The organism is Pantoea sp. UBA4549, assembly GCF_002387285.1.
Lineage (GTDB): Bacteria > Pseudomonadota > Gammaproteobacteria > Enterobacterales > Enterobacteriaceae > Pantoea > Pantoea borealis.
Map to the genome: position 1 here is coordinate 27,242 of NZ_DGLH01000002.1, position 16,893 is coordinate 44,134.

Here is a 16,893-nt window from a genome sequence, read left to right on the forward strand (position 1 = left end):
CGCATTTATGCGGCCCGTTAACCCAGGGCGCCATTAATGGCGCCCCTACGCGCCTCCACAGGGGCCGCGGGCGTTATACATCCCGCAGGGGCCGCATTTATGCGGCCCGTTAAACCCCCAGCGCCATGCTGGCACATTGCGCGCGCATTTTTTATCATGACGCCATGAATGTTCTGTCCCGGAAACGCCTGTGCCCTTCCATTTTGACATGCTGCTGGCGGTGTTTGATCGCGCAGCGCTGATGCTGATTTGCCTGTTTTTCCTTACCCGTACCCGCGTGCTGCGCCAGCTGCTGCAGAAAGATGAGCACACGCTGAACGAGAAAGCGATCGTCACCCTGATTTTCTCGCTGTTTGCGCTATTCAGCACCTGGTCCGGCGTGGCGGTAGATGGCTCGCTGCTGAACGTCCGGGTGATTGCGGTGATGGCGGGCGGTATTCTGTTTGGTCCCTGGGTAGGCGTGACCACCGGCGTCATTGCCGGGCTGCACCGTTTCCTGATCGACATCGATGGCGTCACGTCAGTCCCCTGCCTGATCACCAGTATTATTGCCGGTATCGCTTCAGGCGTAATTAATCGCCGGGTCAGCAAGGAGCAGCGCTGGGGCGCTGGCATCGTGGGCGGCATGCTGTGCGAGGGGCTGACCATGCTGCTGATCCTGTTCTGGGCAAAGCCTGCAGCGCTCGGCCTGACGATTGTCTCTGAAATCGCTCTGCCGATGATTCTGGGCGCCTCCAGTATCGGACTGATTGTGCTGCTGGTGCAGAGCGTAGAAGGTGAAAAAGAGGCGATTGCCGCCCGGCAGGCCAAACTGGCGCTGGAGATAGCGAATAAAACGCTGCCGCTGTTTCGTCAGGTAAACAGCGATGCACTGCGCGAAGTGTGCGATATTATCCGGCGCGACATCCACGCTGACGCGGTGGCAATTACCAATACGCAGCAAATCCAGGCGTATGTCGGCTATGGCGAACAGAACTATCACAATGGCGACGATGGCATCAGCCCTACCACCGCGCAGGCGATTGCCAGCGGAAAAATCATTATTAAAAACAATGATGAAGCGCACCGCACGCGCGATATTCACTCTATGCTGGTGATCCCGCTCTGGGAACAGGGCCAGGTGACCGGCACGCTGAAAATTTACTATCGCCGGGCGCACCGCATTACCGGCTCGCTGAAAGAGATGGCCATCGGGCTGTCGCAGATTATCTCGACCCAGCTGGAGGTGTCGCGCGCTGAACAGCTGCGCGAGATGGCGAATAAAGCTGAACTGCGTGCGCTGCAGAGCAAAATTAACCCTCATTTTCTGTTTAACGCCCTGAACGCGATCTCGGCATCAATCCGGATGAATCCCGATACCGCCCGTCAGCTGGTTATCAACCTGTCGCGTTACCTGCGTTACAACCTGGAACTCAATGAGGATCAACTGATCGATATCAAGAAAGAGCTCTGGCAGGTAAAAGATTATATTGCCATCGAGCAGGCGCGTTTCGGCGATAAATTGTCGATGATCTACGATATCGACGACGATCTGCACTTCAGTCTGCCCAGCCTGCTGATTCAGCCTCTGGTGGAGAATGCCATCGTGCACGGTATTCAGCCGTGCCGCGGCAAAGGTGTGGTAACGCTCAGCGTGAAAGATCTTGGCGAACGGGTACGTATCGCAGTACGCGATACCGGCCCGGGGATCAGCGACGAGGTGGTCAGTCGCGTTGCGCGCAATGAGATGCCGGGCAATAAAATCGGCCTGCTGAATGTCCACCACCGTGTCAGATTACTGACCGGCCAGGGGCTAATGATTGTGCGTCACCAGCCGGGGACAGAAATCGCCTTTAGCCTGCCGAAAACCAGCCAGCCTCTGCCTGCCGCCCTCAGCGTTCAACCGGAAATGACAGTATGAAAGCCATAATTGTGGAAGATGAGTTTCTGGCGCGCCAGGAGCTTAGCTGGATGATTCAGCAGCACAGTCAGATCACCGTAGAAGCAAGCTTTGATGACGGGCTGGATGTACTGAAATATCTGCAGACGCATCGGGTTGACGTGATTTTTCTCGATATTAATATTCCGTCGCTGGACGGCATGCTGCTGGCGCAGAATATTCATCAGTTTACCCACAAGCCCCTGATTGTTTTTATCACCGCCTGGAAAGATCATGCGGTGGAGGCATTCGAACTCGACGCCTTTGATTACATCCTTAAGCCCTATCATGAGGCGCGCATTATCACCATGCTGAACAAGCTGGAGGCCGCCACGCAGCCGCCGCCGCTGCAGAGCAGCCTGGCAGTCACGCCACAGACGGTAAATCTGCAGAAAGATGAGCGCATTATCGTTACCGATATCAACGATATTTACTATGTGGAAGCGCATGAGAAGCTGACGTTTGTTTATACGCGGCGGGAAGCTTACGTCATGTCGGTGGCCATCAGTGAATTCTGCAGCCGGCTGCCGGAGACGCTGTTTTTTCGCTGTCATCGCTCTTACTGCGTGAATCTGAGTAAAATTCGCGAGATAGAGCCGTGGTTTAATAATACCTATCTGGTGAAGCTGCGCGATCTGGAGGCGCAGGTTCCGGTAAGCCGCAGTAAAGCCAGACCGTTCCGGCAGCTGATGCGGCTGTAAGGCGGACGACCCGCGCCGTCCGCCGGTACCTCAGAGCACGCGACCCAGCGCCTGACGCAGATGCGCACCGGCACCCAGCAGGCCGGGCTGATCGTGTGTGATCATATACACCGGAATATCGACCAGATAGTCGCGGAAGCGCCCTTTGTCTTCAAATGCCGCGCGGAAGCCGGAGGCTTTGAAAAACTCCAGGAAACGCGGCACGATGCCGCCCGCAATATAGACGCCACCAAAAGTGCCGAGATTCAGCGCCAGGTTCCCGCCAAAGCGTCCCATAATCACGCAGAACAGCGTCAGCGCGCGGCGGCAGTCGATACAGGTATCCTGCAATGCACGCTCGGTCACATCTTTTGGCTTGAGGTTTTGCGGCTCACGCGCGTCTGATTTCACAATCGCGCGGTAAAGATTAACCAGTCCGGCACCTGACAGCACGCGCTCGGCCGAAACGTGGCCCATTTCTGCCCGCAGCACTTCAAGGATCTGATCTTCCTCTTCGCTGTTTGGCGCGAAATCGACGTGTCCGCCCTCGCCCGGCAGACTGACCCAGCGCTGATTCACATGTACCAGATGGCTGACGCCCAGTCCGGTACCCGCGCCGTAAATGGCAATCGGCTTATCTTTAACCGGTGCTTTTCCGCCAAACTGGATCACTTCATTGTCTGTCAGCATCGGGATCGCCATGGAGACGGCGGTGAAGTCGTTGATAATTTCCAGCGTGCTGAAGCCCAGATTCTGTTTCATCTGACGCGTTGAGAATGCCCAGTCGTGGTTGGTCATCTCGACCCAGTCTTCGGTGATCGGACAGGCGATAGCAATACAGCCATCCGTCACTGCCTGCTGCTGCTCCGCCAGATAAAAACGGATAACGGCTTCAAGATTGTCGTAGTCTGATGTGGAGAATGTTTTGGCGTGTGAGATGGCGCCGGTCTCAACCTCACACAGCGCGAGACGAGCGTTGGTGCCGCCCACATCGCCGACCAGGGCGTATTTTGTCATTCTTCTGCTGCTCCGCTTGGGTCATAAATAGTGGCAAACACTATAGAAGCCTGCCAATAAAACAACAACGCCCGCCGGTGAGGCGGACGCGGTTAATCCAGTGTGATGCACAGCCTGGCGATTGTCAGGCCATCTGTATAGAGGCAACTTTCTTAAACTGCACCACTATTACGCTGGTGCAGGGCTGCGGTGACTTTACGCAGCAGCGGCGGCAGATCCTGTTTCTCCATTACCACTTCAATCAGCGACAAACGCGCGGTTTCGCTGACCACCGCCATCGCGGCCTCCAGCTGCGCGGTTTCACTGACCCGCCAGCTCTGCGCCGCCCCTTCCAGGCTCATTGCCTGCGGCAGTGCGGTCCAGTTCCAGCGCGCAATGTCATTATAACGCTGTTCCGGGCCGTGAATGGCCCGCTCTACGGTATAGCCATCGTTATTGATAAGGAAAATAACCGGGCGCTGGCCGTCCCGCTGCATGGAGCCCAGCTCCTGAATGGTCAGCTGCGCTGAGCCATCGCCAATGATCAGGATCACCCGGCGGTCGGGCCGTGCTGTCTGTGCACCAAACGCCGCAGGCAGCGTATAGCCAATCGAGCCCCACAGCGGCTGTACCAGCAGCTGCGCCCCTTCCGGCAGCTGCAGGGCCGCAGCGCCAAATGCCGCCGTGCCCTGATCGGCGAGGATAATATCACCCGGCAGCAGGAAGTGCTGTATTGCCTGCCAGAATGCCTGCTGAGTGATTATCCCTGCAGCGATCTGCTGGTTTTCCTCGCACTTCATGCTCTCTCCGGTTGCCCAGCGCTGGCAGTGACGCTGATAAACCGGCTGCAGCGCGGCCAGCGCCTCTTTCATCGTGAGCACAAAGCGTTCACCCGCCACGCTGGTATAAAACGGCTGAATATCGATAAGGCGCTCAGAAGGCAGCTGCTGGGTGAAGCCAGCGGTCAGGGTATCGGTGAAGCGCACGCCTGCGCACAGCGTGACATCCGTCGCCTCAATTGCCTGCCGAATGGCCACGCTGCTGCCCGCCGCCGCGTACGTGCCGACAAAACCGGCCTGCTGCTCATTCAGGACCCCTTTGCCCATCAGCAGCGTCGCTGCCGGGATCGCGCGCAGCTCGCGCAATCCGGCCAGCTGCGCGGCTACGCCCCAGCGAGCGGCGAGAAAGTCAGCCAGCAGCGCCACGCGCTGTGCCGGTGCCAGCAGACGCTCAGCCGCCGCCGCAAACGCGGCGGCGACATCTGCGTTTTCACTGTGCGGCTCAGCGCGTGCTAATGGCGGGATTATCGCAGCCGCGGCGACATCTACCGCCAGCAGCAGATAACCCGGCCGGTGTTCATGCAGCGCAACGCTCACCACGCGGTCAATCTCCGCTGCAGCGTTTTCTGCCGTCAGCACCGCTGTTGCGGCATTCACCTCCTGTGCCATACGCAGGAAAGGATGAAAGTCGCCGTCACCCAGCGAATGGTGTACGCACTCCCCCTGCTGCTGCACCGTCAGCGCCGGCGCACCGACAATCTGGATCACCGGCACATATTCGGCGTAGCTGCCGGCGATGCCGTTAATCGCGCTCAGTTCGCCTACGCCAAAGGTGGTCAGCAGTGCCGCCGCTCCCTGACAGCGACCATAGCCGTCAGCCGCATAGGCGGCATTAAGCTCATTGGCACAGCCTACCCAGGTAATAGCCGGATGGGCGATCACGCTGTCGAGAAACTGCAGATTGTAATCGCCCGGCACCCCAAACAGGTGACGGATGCCAGCCTGTTCCAGCCGCTGTAACAGATAGTCGCTTACGGTGAACGTCTTCATCTGATGCTCCTTCCAGGGGGAATGTTCTGGAGTATCAGTGATGGGTCTGAAATGAAGCGACTTTTTCATCGCGATCGCACCGGGCGCAATGGCAAGCATTCGTTACGGCATGATATCTCTCTGCAGAATGGGATCTTTCACGCTTTTTAGCGCAGTGTAAACGCATACACTGAGCGGCCAGAATACGCTTTTTTATTACAGGATAACCTCAAGCCATGCCTGTTTTTCCTCATCCCGATCGTTATCAGCAGATGCACTATCGTCGCAGTGGCCAAAGCGGCCTGAAACTGCCCGCTATTTCACTGGGACTCTGGCACAACTTTGGTGATGCGACGCGCGTTGATACCAGTCGCGAACTGCTGCGTCACGCCTTTAACTGCGGTATTACCCATTTCGATTTGGCCAATAACTATGGCCCGCCGCCCGGCTCAGCAGAGAGTAACTTTGGCCGTATTTTACGGGAGGATTTTTCCGGTCTGCGCGATGAGCTGGTGATTTCGACTAAAGCGGGATACACCATGTGGGATGGCCCCTATGGTGACTGGGGGTCGCGTAAATACCTGATTGCCAGTCTCGATCAGAGCCTGAAACGCATGGGTCTGGAGTATGTGGATATCTTTTATCATCATCGTCCCGATCCGCATACGCCGCTGGAAGAGACGATGCGCGCGCTCGACCATTGCGTGCGTCAGGGGAAAGCGCTCTACGTTGCGCTTTCTAATTATCCGGCTGAGCAGGCCGCACGCGCTATAGCGCTGCTGCGTGAACTGGGCACGCCGTGTCTGATTCATCAGCCACGTTATTCTCTGTTTGAACGCGGTCCTGAACAGGGTCTGCTGGATGTGCTGGGCGAACAGGGAACCGGCTGCATCGCCTTTTCGCCGCTGGCGGGCGGCATACTGACCGATCGCTATTTACAGGGTGTTCCGCAGGATTCACGCGCCGCCAGCGGCAGTAAATTTCTGAATGAGGACCAGCTTACCGCAGAGAAAATGGAAAGAGTCCGGCAGTTGCAGGCGCTGGCGCAGCAGCGCGGGCAGAAGCTGGCGCAGATGGCGCTCAGCTGGGTATTACGCGATCCACGCATCACTTCTGTGCTGATTGGTGCCAGCAAAACCGCGCAGATTGACGATGCAGTAGCCATGCTGAGCCAGCCGGCGCTTACCTCTGAAGAGCTGCAGTCTATTGATCAGATCCTGATGTAACCGCTCTCTTTTACGGCAGCAGAGACTATTAACAGCCCACATAATCTGCTGCCGTCGTGTTTTTTCAGACTAAATCTCAAGGCTAAGCTGGTCCGATGTGGCACACTGGCCTGACGACAGCAGTGATAAGCTGTCGCAAGGAGATAACATGAAATCTGCACTTTTCGTTGCCGTTTTGCTGGCAACATTATCGCCGCTGGTGCCACACACAGCCCATGCTACCAGCGCTACCATCAATCTTGCTCCCGGCGTCAGTTTACAGCTGGGTGAACGCGACCGTCGCGGCTATTACTGGGATGGCGGCAACTGGCGTGAACCGCGCTGGTGGAACGATCGCTACCAGTATAATGAGCATCGCTGGTGGCGTCATGAAGAGTGGAAGCGTCATAAAGCGTGGGAGCGCGACCGCGAACATGAACGACGCCGGCATGAGCGGGAACGTCGCGAGCACTGGCGACACGGTGGCCCGCCGCATCATCATCATGATCATCATGACCACCATCACTGATCCCTCTCCCGGCGCTTTCGCGCCGGTTTTTACGCTACCAGCCGAGCGCCTCCCCCACCAGTAAATAGATGTTCAGTGCCACCACCAGCATCACAATCAGCCGGCCGGTGTTCTGCATCAGGCGGGAGTTGACCAGTTCATCTCCCATCAGTTCACGATTACCGGTAAATGCCAGCAGCGGGATCAGCGCCAGCGCGATGCCAAAGCTCAGCAGCACCTGACTCATCACCAGGATGCGCGTCGGGTCCCAGCCAGCCCAGATAACAATAAACGAGGGCAGCATGGTAATTACCCGCCGGACCCACAGCGGAATATGAAACCGGATAAAGCCCTGCATCACCACCTGCCCTGCCAGGGTGCCGACCACCGTGGAAGAGAGTCCGGCCGCCACCAGGCTCAGCCCAAAGACAATTGCCGCGGCCTGCCCGAGCAGCGGTTCCAGCGTCAGGTACGCCTGATCGAGATCAACAATGGAGGTGTGTCCGCTGAAGTGAAACGCCGCCGCTGCCGTAGCCATCATCGCCAGGTTAACGAAACCGGCAATGGTCATGGCGATCGCCACATCCAGCTTGGTAGAGGAGTAACGTTCTGCTTTAGTGCCTTTATTACCGTGCTGAGTCAGCGCTGAATGCAGATAGATAACGTGCGGCATAATGGTTGCACCCAGTACACCGGCTGCCAGAAATACCGCATCAGAGCCCGGCAGCGAAGGCAGAGCCATACCGGTGAGGAGCTGACTGACGCTGGGCTGAGAAAAAAAGAGTTCCACAATATAGGCTGCGGCGACAAACAGCAGCAGGCCACCAATCACCCGCTCCAGGGGTTTCTGTCCACGGCTTTGCAGCATCAGGATCAAAAATGTCGCAATTCCCGTCAGTACCGCACCCTGCAGAAGTGAAATGCCCAGCAGCAGTTTAAAGCCCAGTGCCGCGCCGATAAACTCCGCCAGGTCAGTCGCCATCGCGATGATTTCGGCCTGCACCCAGTAGAACCAGACGGCGGGACGTGGAAAACGGTCGCGTATGTGCTCCGCCAGATTTTTACCGGTGGCGATCCCCAGTTTGGCCGACATCAGCTGGATCAGCATGGCCATTACGTTTGCCCACACCACCACCCACAGCAGCTTATAGCCATAGGCCGCTCCTGCCTGGATATTGGTGGCAAAATTACCCGGATCGATATAACCGATAGCGGCAATGAATGCCGGTCCAAGCAGGGCAAGCTTGAGTTTTCTGGCTCCGCGGGCGGCGCGCTCTGCGGTGCGACTTTCTGACATAGTGTGATCCTGTCCTGACGCGTGTAGACCCGTTGAGTTTAAAGAGGCTTACAGGCGAGTAAAATCTGGTTATATTTATCGCAGTAATAGATGGTGCTATAAAGTATAGCCAATGCTATACATCAACGCAAAGATCGGCCACAGGCAAAGCATAGCCCGGTTTTACTCTACGCCCGGAACAAATTATAAACAATCTCTGTGTGGATAAATTGTGTGAGCAGTTTGTTACGGTGATGTGAGCAGGCAGAGTTATCCGGAAAAAATTGCGATACTGAATACTTATAATGCGGGTTTGATCTCGTTTTTAAGTAACGTGTTACATAGAATACGCAGCAAAATACAACCCTCCTCAAATTTGGAGCCGATATGTCCCATATTTTGCATTTCCTTTTAGCACTGGTGGTCGTCGGCGTGCTGGCCCTGCTGGTCAGTCACGACCGTAAAAGTATTCGCTTTCGCTATATTGCACAGCTTTTAGTGATTGAACTCCTGCTGGCGTGGTTTTTCCTGACCTCTGAAGCCGGCCTGGGCTTTGTTAAAGGCTTTGCCAGCATGTTTGATTACCTGCTGAAGTATGCCGGGGAAGGCACTAACTTTGTTTTTGGCGGCATGAATGAAAAGGGCCTCGCCTTCTTCTTCCTTAATGTTTTATGCCCTATCGTCTTTATCTCTGCGCTGATCGGTATTTTGCAGCATTTTCGCATTCTGCCGTGGATCATACGCGGTATCGGAACCGTGCTGTCAAAAGTAAACGGCATGGGCAAGCTGGAGTCTTTCAACGCCGTCAGTTCTCTGATTCTGGGACAGTCAGAAAACTTCATCGCGTATAAAGATATTCTTGGCAAAATGTCGCAGCGCCGTATGTACACCATGGCGGCTACCGCTATGTCGACCGTATCGATGTCGATTGTTGGCGCCTACATGACCATGCTGCAGCCGAAATATGTGGTCGCCGCGCTGGTGCTGAATATGTTCAGTACCTTTATTGTTCTGTCGCTGATCAACCCTTACCGCGTAGAAAACGAAGAAGATCTGCAGCTGCAGGACCTGCATAAAGGTCAGAGCTTCTTTGAGATGCTGGGTGAATATATTCTTGCCGGTTTTAAAGTGGCGATCATCGTTGCCGCTATGCTGATTGGCTTCATCGCCCTGATCTCCGGACTGAATGCGCTGTTTGACCTGATTTTCGGCATCAGCTTCCAGGGTGTGCTGGGCTATGTCTTCTATCCGTTTGCCTGGGTAATGGGTGTTCCGGCTCATGAAGCGCTGCAGGTTGGCAGTATCATGGCTACCAAACTGGTTTCTAACGAATTTGTGGCGATGATGGATCTGCAGAAAGTCGCGGGCCAGCTGTCACCGAACGCCGAGGGCATCCTTTCGGTGTTCCTGGTGTCGTTCGCTAACTTCTCATCCATCGGCATTGTTGCCGGCGCGATCAAAGGCCTGCACGAAGAACAGGGCAATGTGGTATCCCGCTTTGGTCTGAAGCTGCTCTACGGCTCTACGCTGGTCAGCGTACTCTCTGCTGCGATTGCCGGTCTGGTACTCGCGTTCTGATTCTCCGGGCGGGCTTCGGCCCGCCCTGCTCTCTTGTGCCTGCCAGCCTGCCCTCAGTGCAACACGTCCCGCTTTTCTCCGCGCTTTCTGCGCATCCTTCATTTTCGCAAACGGAATAGCCGCCGCTATAAAGCGTGCGTTGCAGACAGCAGAGTTGCAGCCAGAACTGACAGAGAAGCGTTACGCAGGAAGAAACTGGAAATCAGAGGAAAGAGTCAGATAACAACAAAGATTTGGTGGAGATAAGCGGGATCGAACCGCTGACCTCTTGCATGCCATGCAAGCGCTCTCCCAGCTGAGCTATACCCCCACATCTGGAATCATTTTTTCGGTGCAAACCGTTGGGCGCGGTTTGGTGGAGCTAAGCGGGATCGAACCGCTGACCTCTTGCATGCCATGCAAGCGCTCTCCCAGCTGAGCTATAGCCCCGTACCGAAAAAACTGCCGGGCAGACCCGACGGACGGCATAATATGAAACCGCCTTGAGTGTGTCAACGGCAAATTCTCGTTCTGTGTTCAATCGCTGAAAAAGACGGCAAACCCGTGTTGTGCTGACCTTTTTTTCACCCTTCATTCTCTCTGCCTCTCTGTTGTGCCCGAAAAGCAGCGCGCTGGCCGGTTACATTCAGGTTAAAGATGTTAGCGCCAGGCTTGTTTTCGTTAATGGTCCGTGTAAAACTTCGCACGCTAATTAACCGGTTAACCTGCCAGGGTAAGCACCTTAATAACCGGAAAAAACCATCCCATTGTTTAATAAAAGAAAAAGAGAATTATGTCGCTACATACTCCCAAAGAGATCGCCCAGCTGGCGATTCAGGCTGGCGTGGCTAAAAGCCGTCTGCCCGTTTCAACCCTATTAATCCTTGGCTTTATGGCTGGTGCCTTTATCGCTACCGGCTTCCTGCTGGATCTGCACGTCATTAACCAGCTGCCTGCCGAATGGGGCTCATTCTCCAGCTTCCTGGGGGCCGCCGTGTTCCCGGTGGGTCTGATTCTGACCGTGCTGGCCGGCGGCGAGCTGCTGACGGGCAATATGATGACGCTGCCGGTGGCGTGGTTTGCCCGCCGTATCAGCGGCCTGAGCGTACTGCGTAACTGGTTCTGGGTTACGCTTGCGAACTTTATCGGCAGCGTGGCCGTTGCGTGGTTCTTTGGGCATATGCTGGGCATGACGGAAGGCGATTACCTGAAAAAAACCGTTGCCATTGCACACGCTAAAGTCAGCGCCGATTTCCTGCATGCCTTTATCTCTGGTGTGGGCTGCAACTGGCTGGTCTGCCTGGCCGTGTGGCTGGCATTTGCCAGTAAAGATATGGTGGGCAAGATCATGGGAATGTGGTTCCCGGTGATGGCGTTCGTTGCCATTGGTTTCCAGCACGTCGTAGCGAATATGTTTATTGTGCCGGCGGCTATCTTTGCGGGTCAGATGAGCTGGGTCGAGTTTGCGCCTAACGTTATTGCCGTGTTCCTCGGCAACGCCGTAGGGGGAGCCATTTTCGTCGGTCTGACCTATTTCCTGGCCTTCCGCCCTGAACAGGCGGTTGCACGCGAAGCCTCGTAACCTATTAATGTCTTTTATTGGTCGTAAAAAGCATTTTCTGTCCGGATTACTTTTCCCAGTAACGTTTTGTTGTAATATGTAGAGCTAATGTATTCAACAGGGACAGCATCGTGAAAAAGGAATGGCTAACCCCCGAAGAGCTCGCGCTTGAAACGGGCTACAGTCGGCAGACGGTGAACAAATGGATCAAACGCGAAAACTGGACCACCACGCCTAAGCCCGGTGTACAGGGCGGCAAAGCGCGTTTGATCCATATCGATGAGCGGGTGAAAAGCTTTATTCAGTCCACCCGCCACGCCAGTGAACCGGCCGCAAATTACGCCGCCCAGCAGAATACGTTACCTGCGTTATTAATAAATTCTGTCCAGCAAATGACGCCGACAGAACAGGACCAGCTCGCCGCCCTTTTACTGCGTGAAGGGATCCGCGGTGTACTGGAAAGGCTGGGTATTCAGGATGCATAAAAAAGCCGGAGGCAGCTGCTTCCGGCTTTTTTGTTGTGCCCGATAACGCTCCCGCAGCGAGCGAGAGCGATAAACTGTCAGGCGTTAGCTTCGCGCTCAGCAATAAATGCCAGCGCTTTATCAATACGCGCTACGCTGCGGCTGCGGCCAATCGCTTCAACGGTGACATCCAGCGCCGGCGACTGCCCTGCTCCGGTAACGGCGACACGCAGCGGCATGCCCACTTTACCCATCCCCAGCTCAAGTTCATCCGCCGCGCTCTGAATCGCATGGTGAATCTGCTCTGCATTCCAGTCACTGTCGCTCAGGGCAGCCAGCTTATCGCGGACCTGCTCCAGCGGCTGACGCGCAACCGGGCGCAGATGTTTCTTCGCGGCATCGGCATCAAAAGCATCAAACTCTTCATAGAAGTAGCGGCATGAGGCGGCAATCTCCACCAGCGTTTTGCAGCGGTCGCCCAGCAGCGTCACCAGTTTTGCCAGCTCGGGTCCGGTACGGGTATCGATCTGCTGCTGTTCAATGTGCCACTGCAGATGCGTTGCCACATACTCAGGCGGCAGCGTCGTAATATAGTGGTGGTTCAGCCACTGCAGCTTTTCAGTGTTGAAAGCGCTGGCTGATTTGCTGACCGCATCCAGCGTAAACAGTGATTTCATCTCAGGGATGCTAAAGATCTCCTGATCGCCATGTGACCAGCCCAGGCGAACCAGGTAGTTAAGCAGCGCTTCCGGCAGATAGCCATCGTCGCGATACTGCATGACGCCTACTGCGCCGTGACGCTTGGAGAGTTTTTTGCCATCATCCCCGAGAATCATTGAGACGTGCGCGTAAACAGGAACCTGCGCGCCAATCGCCTTCAGAATGTTGATCTGACGCGGGGTGTTATTAATGTGATCTTCACCACGGATAACGTGCGTGATCCCCATGTCCCAGTCATCCACCACTACACAGAAGTTGTAGGTAGGCGAACCATCGGTACGACGGATGATCAGATCGTCCAGCTCCTGATTGCTGAATTCAATCGGGCCGCGGATCTGATCGTCAAAAATGACGGAGCCATCCTGCGGATTACGGAAGCGCACCACGCAGGGTTCATCAGCGGCGTGATGTTCATGGCTGTCGCGGCAGCGACCGTCATAGCGTGGCTTCTCGCCGTTAGCCATCTGCTCTTCACGCAGTGCATCGAGGCGCTCTCGGGAGCAGTAGCACTTATAGGCGGTGCCCGCTTCCAGCATTTCATCAATGACGTGGTTATAGCGGTCAAACCGTTTGGTCTGATAATAAGGGCCTTCATCCCAGTCAAGACTCAGCCAGTTCATGCCATCCATGATGGCTTCAATCGCTTCCGGCGTGGAGCGCTCCAGGTCGGTATCCTCAATACGCAGGACAAACTCGCCTTCGTAATGACGTGCGAAAAGCCAGGAGTAAAGCGCGGTGCGGGCGCCTCCAACGTGCAGGTAGCCGGTCGGGCTGGGGGCGAAGCGGGTTTTAATTTTCATTCAGCATTGCCTTAGATGCGCAGGTTTCCTTGTCTGGATGACAAAAAAACAGGTTAACGCGAAAAAACAGTGCGCACATTCTAGCAGGTGGGGATGATTCCTCAATCACTCTCACCGCCCCTGCCGCCGCGCAAATGGCTTTTTCTGCTAATAAAACCAGCACATTGGCTAAAACCCCTTCAGGGTGACTATTTTTAAAGCGAACGAACATTTTAATTTTAAAAAGCGTTGACTCACTTCGAAGGATCCCTATAATGCGACTCCACACAGCGGGGGTGATTAGCTCAGTTGGTAGAGCATCTCCCTTACAAGGAGGGGGTCGGCGGTTCGAACCCGTCATCACCCACCACTCTTAAGGTGGCCCGCAGTGAACAGGTAGTAAGAGATAAGATATGGGTGATTAGCTCAGTTGGTAGAGCATCTCCCTTACAAGGAGGGGGTCGGCGGTTCGAACCCGTCATCACCCACCATATCTTAGTCAGGCAGCCTGTTAAAGAAGTACCGAAGTGGGTGATTAGCTCAGTTGGTAGAGCATCTCCCTTACAAGGAGGGGGTCGGCGGTTCGAACCCGTCATCACCCACCACTTCGGGTCGTTAGCTCAGTTGGTAGAGCAGTTGACTTTTAATCAATTGGTCGCAGGTTCGAATCCTGCACGACCCACCAAATTCAGAAAAAAGCGCCCTATGGGCGCTTTTTTTGTTTCTTTCGGGCGTCATCAATGACGCCCCTGCAAACAAACCACGCTGATCGCACCTGCAGGGGCGGCATTAATGCAGCCCTGTTTTATGCGATATACCCGACCCAGGGCGGCATTAATGCCGCCCCTGCGGTTTCATGATACGCAGGGGCCGCATTCATGCGGCCCTGTTTTTGCGATATACCCGACCCAGGGCGGCATTAATGCCGCCCCTGCGGTTTCATGATACGCAGGGGCCGCATTAATGCGGCCCTGAAATCAGCGCGGCCTCAACATCCGGGCGGCACACCTGAAGCCTTTGCTGCTGCTGCCGATAACCTTCAGGGTCTATGGCAAGGAGAAAATCATGACAGCAATATCAGGTATCAGCAGCATCGGAACAGGTGGCAGCAGCGGGGGCGGAGCAGCCTCCGAGATTGCCGGGATTAATAAACAGATCGCCGCGATTACCAGCCAGCTTAAATCTCTGGCAGACGATCATACGCTGACGCAGGAGCAAAAATCAGAACAGCAGCAGATGCTGGAGAGCCAGATTCAGATGCTGTATGCACAGATTGCTCAGATCCAGCAACGCGAAGCGGAAAAAGCAGAGCAGCAGCAGCAAACTGAACAGCCGGCCAGTGCCAGAGCCGACGGCATCAACCGGCCAACGCAAGACAACCAGCTCGACGTCTATATCTAAAACGCCGGGTAGAGTGAGCGATTGTGCGTCAGCAGCGCTGCCTGCTGGCGCACCTCCTGCCAGACCGCTTCAGCAGCTGGCGTAAGCGAACGGTTTTTACGTTTGATCAGCATCAGGCTACGGTTCATCTCCGGATAAAGCCGGCGTACCACCAGTTTACGCCCTGAAGGCAGCGGCAGCGCCAGGGCCGGTAAAATACTGATGCCGATGCCCGCTTCCACCATCGGGTAGAGCGTAGCCGGATGACCAATCTCCTGTACGACATTCACGCCGATTGCCAGCTGCTGCAATATCGCATCAACCAGCATCCGGCTGCCTGATGCATAATCCTGCAATACCATATTGCGATCTGTCAGCATCGCCCAGGTCACTGTCTCTGTTTGCGCCAGCGCGTCATTTTGGTGACACAGCAGCAGAAAAGGCTCCTGCAGGATCTCTTCGGCATCAAACTCTGCGTCACCCAGTGGGCCAATCACAATGCCAAAATCAACTTCTGCATTGCGCACGCTTTGCAGCACCGCCTGCTGCACCCTGTCGTGCAGGATCACGCGGATATCGGGATAGTGCTGCTGCGTGCTGGCCAGACATTGCGGCATCAGATGCGCAGACGGCGTCTGGCTGGCTGCAACCCGCACGGTGCCGCTGCGTTGCTCGCCGTAACTGCGTACATCCAGCAGCGTAGTATTCAGCTCTTCCAGCAGGCGCGTCAGCCGGGTTGCCAGCTGCTGCCCTGCCCCGGTCAGCAGTACCTCACGCGTTGTCCGGTCCAGCAGGCGCACGCCTATTTCCGCCTCCAGCTCTTTCACACTGTGGCTGACCGCCGACTGACTTAACCCTATCAGCTGTCCCGCCTGACTGAAGCTTCTCTGACGGGCAACCGCGACAAAGGTTCGCAGCTGACGCAACGTATAATTCATCGATTATGCTCATAGATTAATGCAATAAATCAATTTTATTTCTAAACGTACCTGACGCACAATCTCTGCCAGACTTTTTCTTTTAACCGGACATTAACAATGGGCTTTTTACGACTCGATCCCATGATGATTAAACTCATCATTACCGTGCTGCTGGCCAGCTTTCTGCCGGCGCGCGGCGGTTTTGTCGACTTTTTCGAATACCTCACTACGGCCGCTATCGCCCTGCTCTTCTTCATGCACGGTGCCAAACTGTCGCGTGAAAAGATTATTGCCGGCAGCAGCCACTGGCGTCTGCACCTGTGGATTATGTGCAGTACGTTTGTGATTTTTCCGGCGCTGGGACTGCTGCTGGTCTGGTGGCACCCGGTTAATGTCGGGCCTGAAATTTATACCGGCTTTCTCTACCTCTGCATTCTGCCTGCCACCGTGCAGTCATCTATTGCCTTTACCTCTATGGCGGGCGGCAATGTCGCGGCTGCGGTCTGTGCTGCGTCAGCGTCCAGCCTGCTGGGCGTGTTCATCTCTCCCTTACTGGTCAATCTGGTGATGAACGTCCACAGTGCGGCACCGAGCAACGGTCTGGAGCAGATTGGTAAGATTATGATGCAGCTGCTGGTGCCGTTTGTTATTGGTCACCTCTCCCGCCGCTGGATTGGCGGCTGGGTGGAAAAGCATCGCAGCCTGATTGGCAAAACCGATCAAACCTCAATTCTGCTGGTTGTCTACTCCGCATTCAGCGAAGCGGTTGTGAATGGCATCTGGCATCGCGTCGGTGTGGATACCCTGCTGTGGATCCTGGCGGGCAGCCTGCTGCTGCTGCTGATTGCTCTGGCAATCAATATCGGTGCTTCACGACTGTTTGGTTTCAGCCGGGCTGATGAAATCGTGGTGCTGTTTTGCGGTTCAAAAAAGAGCCTCGCGAACGGTGTGCCGATGGCGAACATTCTTTTCCCGGCCAGCGCGGTGGGTATTATTGTCCTGCCGCTGATGATCTTTCATCAGGTACAGCTGATGATCTGTTCGTTCATTGCTCAGCGCTATAAAGCAGGGAATGAAAAGCAGCTGGCGCAGCAGCCAGAAGCGCAGAAATCGTAATAAAA

14 protein-coding genes and 6 tRNA genes are annotated in these 16,893 nt (G+C 55.4%); 13 read left to right on the top strand and 7 right to left on the bottom strand.

Going from position 1 to position 16,893, the window contains the following annotated elements:
* Positions 1 to 208 precede the first annotated feature (208 nt).
* Positions 209 to 1,900 carry a sensor histidine kinase gene (locus tag B3041_RS00420; protein ID WP_292968506.1) on the top strand — a complete coding sequence of 564 codons (1,692 nt, stop codon included), beginning with the start codon at positions 209 to 211 and terminating at the stop codon, positions 1,898 to 1,900.
* A complete protein-coding gene (locus B3041_RS00425) occupies positions 1,897 to 2,619 on the top strand; it encodes a LytR/AlgR family response regulator transcription factor (RefSeq protein WP_065648765.1) in 723 nt (240 codons plus the stop codon). The genes B3041_RS00420 and B3041_RS00425 overlap by 4 nt, the downstream gene beginning before the upstream one ends.
* Before the next feature lie 30 nt (positions 2,620 to 2,649).
* Here the strand turns inward: B3041_RS00425 and glk are convergent, their stop codons facing one another.
* A complete protein-coding gene (glk, locus tag B3041_RS00430) occupies positions 2,650 to 3,615 on the bottom strand; it encodes a glucokinase (RefSeq protein ID WP_065648764.1) in 966 nt (321 codons plus the stop codon).
* Positions 3,616 to 3,767: 152 nt separating this feature from the next.
* On the bottom strand, positions 3,768 to 5,423 hold the full coding sequence (locus tag B3041_RS00435; protein WP_292968444.1) for an alpha-keto acid decarboxylase family protein: 1,656 nt from the start codon (positions 5,421 to 5,423) through the stop codon (positions 3,768 to 3,770).
* Between the two features lie 215 nt (positions 5,424 to 5,638).
* Here B3041_RS00435 and mgrA point away from each other — a divergent pair, with 215 nt between their 5' ends.
* Together mgrA and B3041_RS00445 are read left to right on the top strand one after the other, a co-directional pair.
* Positions 5,639 to 6,628 (top strand): L-glyceraldehyde 3-phosphate reductase, encoded by a 990-nt coding sequence (gene mgrA, locus B3041_RS00440; protein ID WP_292968447.1) that lies wholly within the window; start codon positions 5,639 to 5,641, stop codon positions 6,626 to 6,628.
* 148 nt (positions 6,629 to 6,776) lie between these two features.
* The gene (locus tag B3041_RS00445) at positions 6,777 to 7,136 is read left to right on the top strand and encodes a DUF2502 domain-containing protein (RefSeq protein WP_065648761.1); all 360 of its coding nucleotides are present in this window, start codon (positions 6,777 to 6,779) and stop codon (positions 7,134 to 7,136) included.
* Between the two features lie 34 nt (positions 7,137 to 7,170).
* Here B3041_RS00445 and B3041_RS00450 read toward each other — a convergent pair whose 3' ends face one another.
* On the bottom strand, positions 7,171 to 8,412 hold the full coding sequence (locus B3041_RS00450; RefSeq protein WP_065648760.1) for an Nramp family divalent metal transporter: 1,242 nt from the start codon (positions 8,410 to 8,412) through the stop codon (positions 7,171 to 7,173).
* A 366-nt stretch (positions 8,413 to 8,778) separates the two neighbouring features.
* Between B3041_RS00450 and B3041_RS00455 the strand changes: the two genes are divergently transcribed.
* On the top strand, positions 8,779 to 9,969 hold the full coding sequence (locus B3041_RS00455; protein WP_039379419.1) for a NupC/NupG family nucleoside CNT transporter: 1,191 nt from the start codon (positions 8,779 to 8,781) through the stop codon (positions 9,967 to 9,969).
* Between the two features lie 234 nt (positions 9,970 to 10,203).
* On the opposite strand, the gene B3041_RS00460 is transcribed toward B3041_RS00455, so the two are convergent.
* Positions 10,204 to 10,279, bottom strand: a tRNA-Ala gene (locus B3041_RS00460).
* Positions 10,280 to 10,322: 43 nt separating this feature from the next.
* A tRNA-Ala gene (locus B3041_RS00465) sits at positions 10,323 to 10,398 on the bottom strand.
* Positions 10,399 to 10,741: 343 nt separating this feature from the next.
* Here B3041_RS00465 and B3041_RS00470 point away from each other — a divergent pair.
* Both B3041_RS00470 and B3041_RS00475 read left to right on the top strand, forming a co-directional pair.
* On the top strand, positions 10,742 to 11,530 hold the full coding sequence (locus B3041_RS00470; protein WP_065648757.1) for a formate/nitrite transporter family protein: 789 nt from the start codon (positions 10,742 to 10,744) through the stop codon (positions 11,528 to 11,530).
* Between the two features lie 110 nt (positions 11,531 to 11,640).
* On the top strand, positions 11,641 to 11,994 hold the full coding sequence (locus B3041_RS00475; RefSeq protein ID WP_065648756.1) for a YfeC-like transcriptional regulator: 354 nt from the start codon (positions 11,641 to 11,643) through the stop codon (positions 11,992 to 11,994).
* Positions 11,995 to 12,071: 77 nt separating this feature from the next.
* On the opposite strand, the gene gltX is transcribed toward B3041_RS00475, so the two are convergent.
* Positions 12,072 to 13,493 (bottom strand): glutamate--tRNA ligase, encoded by a 1,422-nt coding sequence (gene gltX, locus B3041_RS00480; protein WP_065648755.1) that lies wholly within the window; start codon positions 13,491 to 13,493, stop codon positions 12,072 to 12,074.
* Between the two features lie 273 nt (positions 13,494 to 13,766).
* On the opposite strand from gltX, the gene B3041_RS00485 reads away from it, so the two are divergent.
* From B3041_RS00485 to B3041_RS00505, 5 genes are all read left to right on the top strand, one after another.
* Positions 13,767 to 13,842: transfer RNA gene (locus B3041_RS00485), tRNA-Val, on the top strand.
* 45 nt (positions 13,843 to 13,887) lie between these two features.
* Positions 13,888 to 13,963 (top strand) — tRNA-Val (locus B3041_RS00490).
* 38 nt (positions 13,964 to 14,001) lie between these two features.
* Positions 14,002 to 14,077: transfer RNA gene (locus B3041_RS00495), tRNA-Val, on the top strand.
* 4 nt (positions 14,078 to 14,081) lie between these two features.
* Positions 14,082 to 14,157: transfer RNA gene (locus tag B3041_RS00500), tRNA-Lys, on the top strand.
* A gap of 380 nt (positions 14,158 to 14,537) precedes the next feature.
* Positions 14,538 to 14,873: a FlxA-like family protein gene (locus B3041_RS00505; protein WP_065648754.1), complete on the top strand. Its 336-nt coding sequence runs from the start codon at positions 14,538 to 14,540 to the stop codon at positions 14,871 to 14,873.
* Here B3041_RS00505 and B3041_RS00510 read toward each other — a convergent pair.
* A complete protein-coding gene (locus B3041_RS00510; RefSeq protein WP_065648753.1) occupies positions 14,870 to 15,790 on the bottom strand; it encodes a LysR family transcriptional regulator in 921 nt (306 codons plus the stop codon). The genes B3041_RS00505 and B3041_RS00510 overlap by 4 nt on opposite strands.
* 99 nt (positions 15,791 to 15,889) lie before the next feature.
* Between B3041_RS00510 and B3041_RS00515 the strand changes: the two genes are divergently transcribed.
* Entirely contained in the window at positions 15,890 to 16,888 is a 999-nt protein-coding gene (locus tag B3041_RS00515; RefSeq protein WP_065648752.1) for a bile acid:sodium symporter family protein, read from the top strand.
* Positions 16,889 to 16,893: the final 5 nt, after the last annotated feature.

What these genes read in the sequence shown, in the direction of transcription:
- gltX (WP_065648755.1), bottom strand. Translation starts at nt 13,493, where the DNA reads ATGAAAATTAAAACCCGCTTCGCCCCCAGCCCGACCGGCTACCTGCAC.
- B3041_RS00425 (WP_065648765.1), top strand. Translation starts at nt 1,897, where the DNA reads ATGAAAGCCATAATTGTGGAAGATGAGTTTCTGGCGCGCCAGGAGCTT.
- mgrA (WP_292968447.1), top strand. Translation starts at nt 5,639, where the DNA reads ATGCCTGTTTTTCCTCATCCCGATCGTTATCAGCAGATGCACTATCGT.
- B3041_RS00435 (WP_292968444.1), bottom strand. Translation starts at nt 5,423, where the DNA reads ATGAAGACGTTCACCGTAAGCGACTATCTGTTACAGCGGCTGGAACAG.
- B3041_RS00505 (WP_065648754.1), top strand. Translation starts at nt 14,538, where the DNA reads ATGACAGCAATATCAGGTATCAGCAGCATCGGAACAGGTGGCAGCAGC.
- B3041_RS00455 (WP_039379419.1), top strand. Translation starts at nt 8,779, where the DNA reads ATGTCCCATATTTTGCATTTCCTTTTAGCACTGGTGGTCGTCGGCGTG.
- B3041_RS00420 (WP_292968506.1), top strand. Translation starts at nt 209, where the DNA reads ATGCTGCTGGCGGTGTTTGATCGCGCAGCGCTGATGCTGATTTGCCTG.
- glk (WP_065648764.1), bottom strand. Translation starts at nt 3,615, where the DNA reads ATGACAAAATACGCCCTGGTCGGCGATGTGGGCGGCACCAACGCTCGT.
- B3041_RS00515 (WP_065648752.1), top strand. Translation starts at nt 15,890, where the DNA reads ATGGGCTTTTTACGACTCGATCCCATGATGATTAAACTCATCATTACC.
- B3041_RS00470 (WP_065648757.1), top strand. Translation starts at nt 10,742, where the DNA reads ATGTCGCTACATACTCCCAAAGAGATCGCCCAGCTGGCGATTCAGGCT.
- B3041_RS00450 (WP_065648760.1), bottom strand. Translation starts at nt 8,412, where the DNA reads ATGTCAGAAAGTCGCACCGCAGAGCGCGCCGCCCGCGGAGCCAGAAAA.
- B3041_RS00510 (WP_065648753.1), bottom strand. Translation starts at nt 15,790, where the DNA reads ATGAATTATACGTTGCGTCAGCTGCGAACCTTTGTCGCGGTTGCCCGT.
- B3041_RS00445 (WP_065648761.1), top strand. Translation starts at nt 6,777, where the DNA reads ATGAAATCTGCACTTTTCGTTGCCGTTTTGCTGGCAACATTATCGCCG.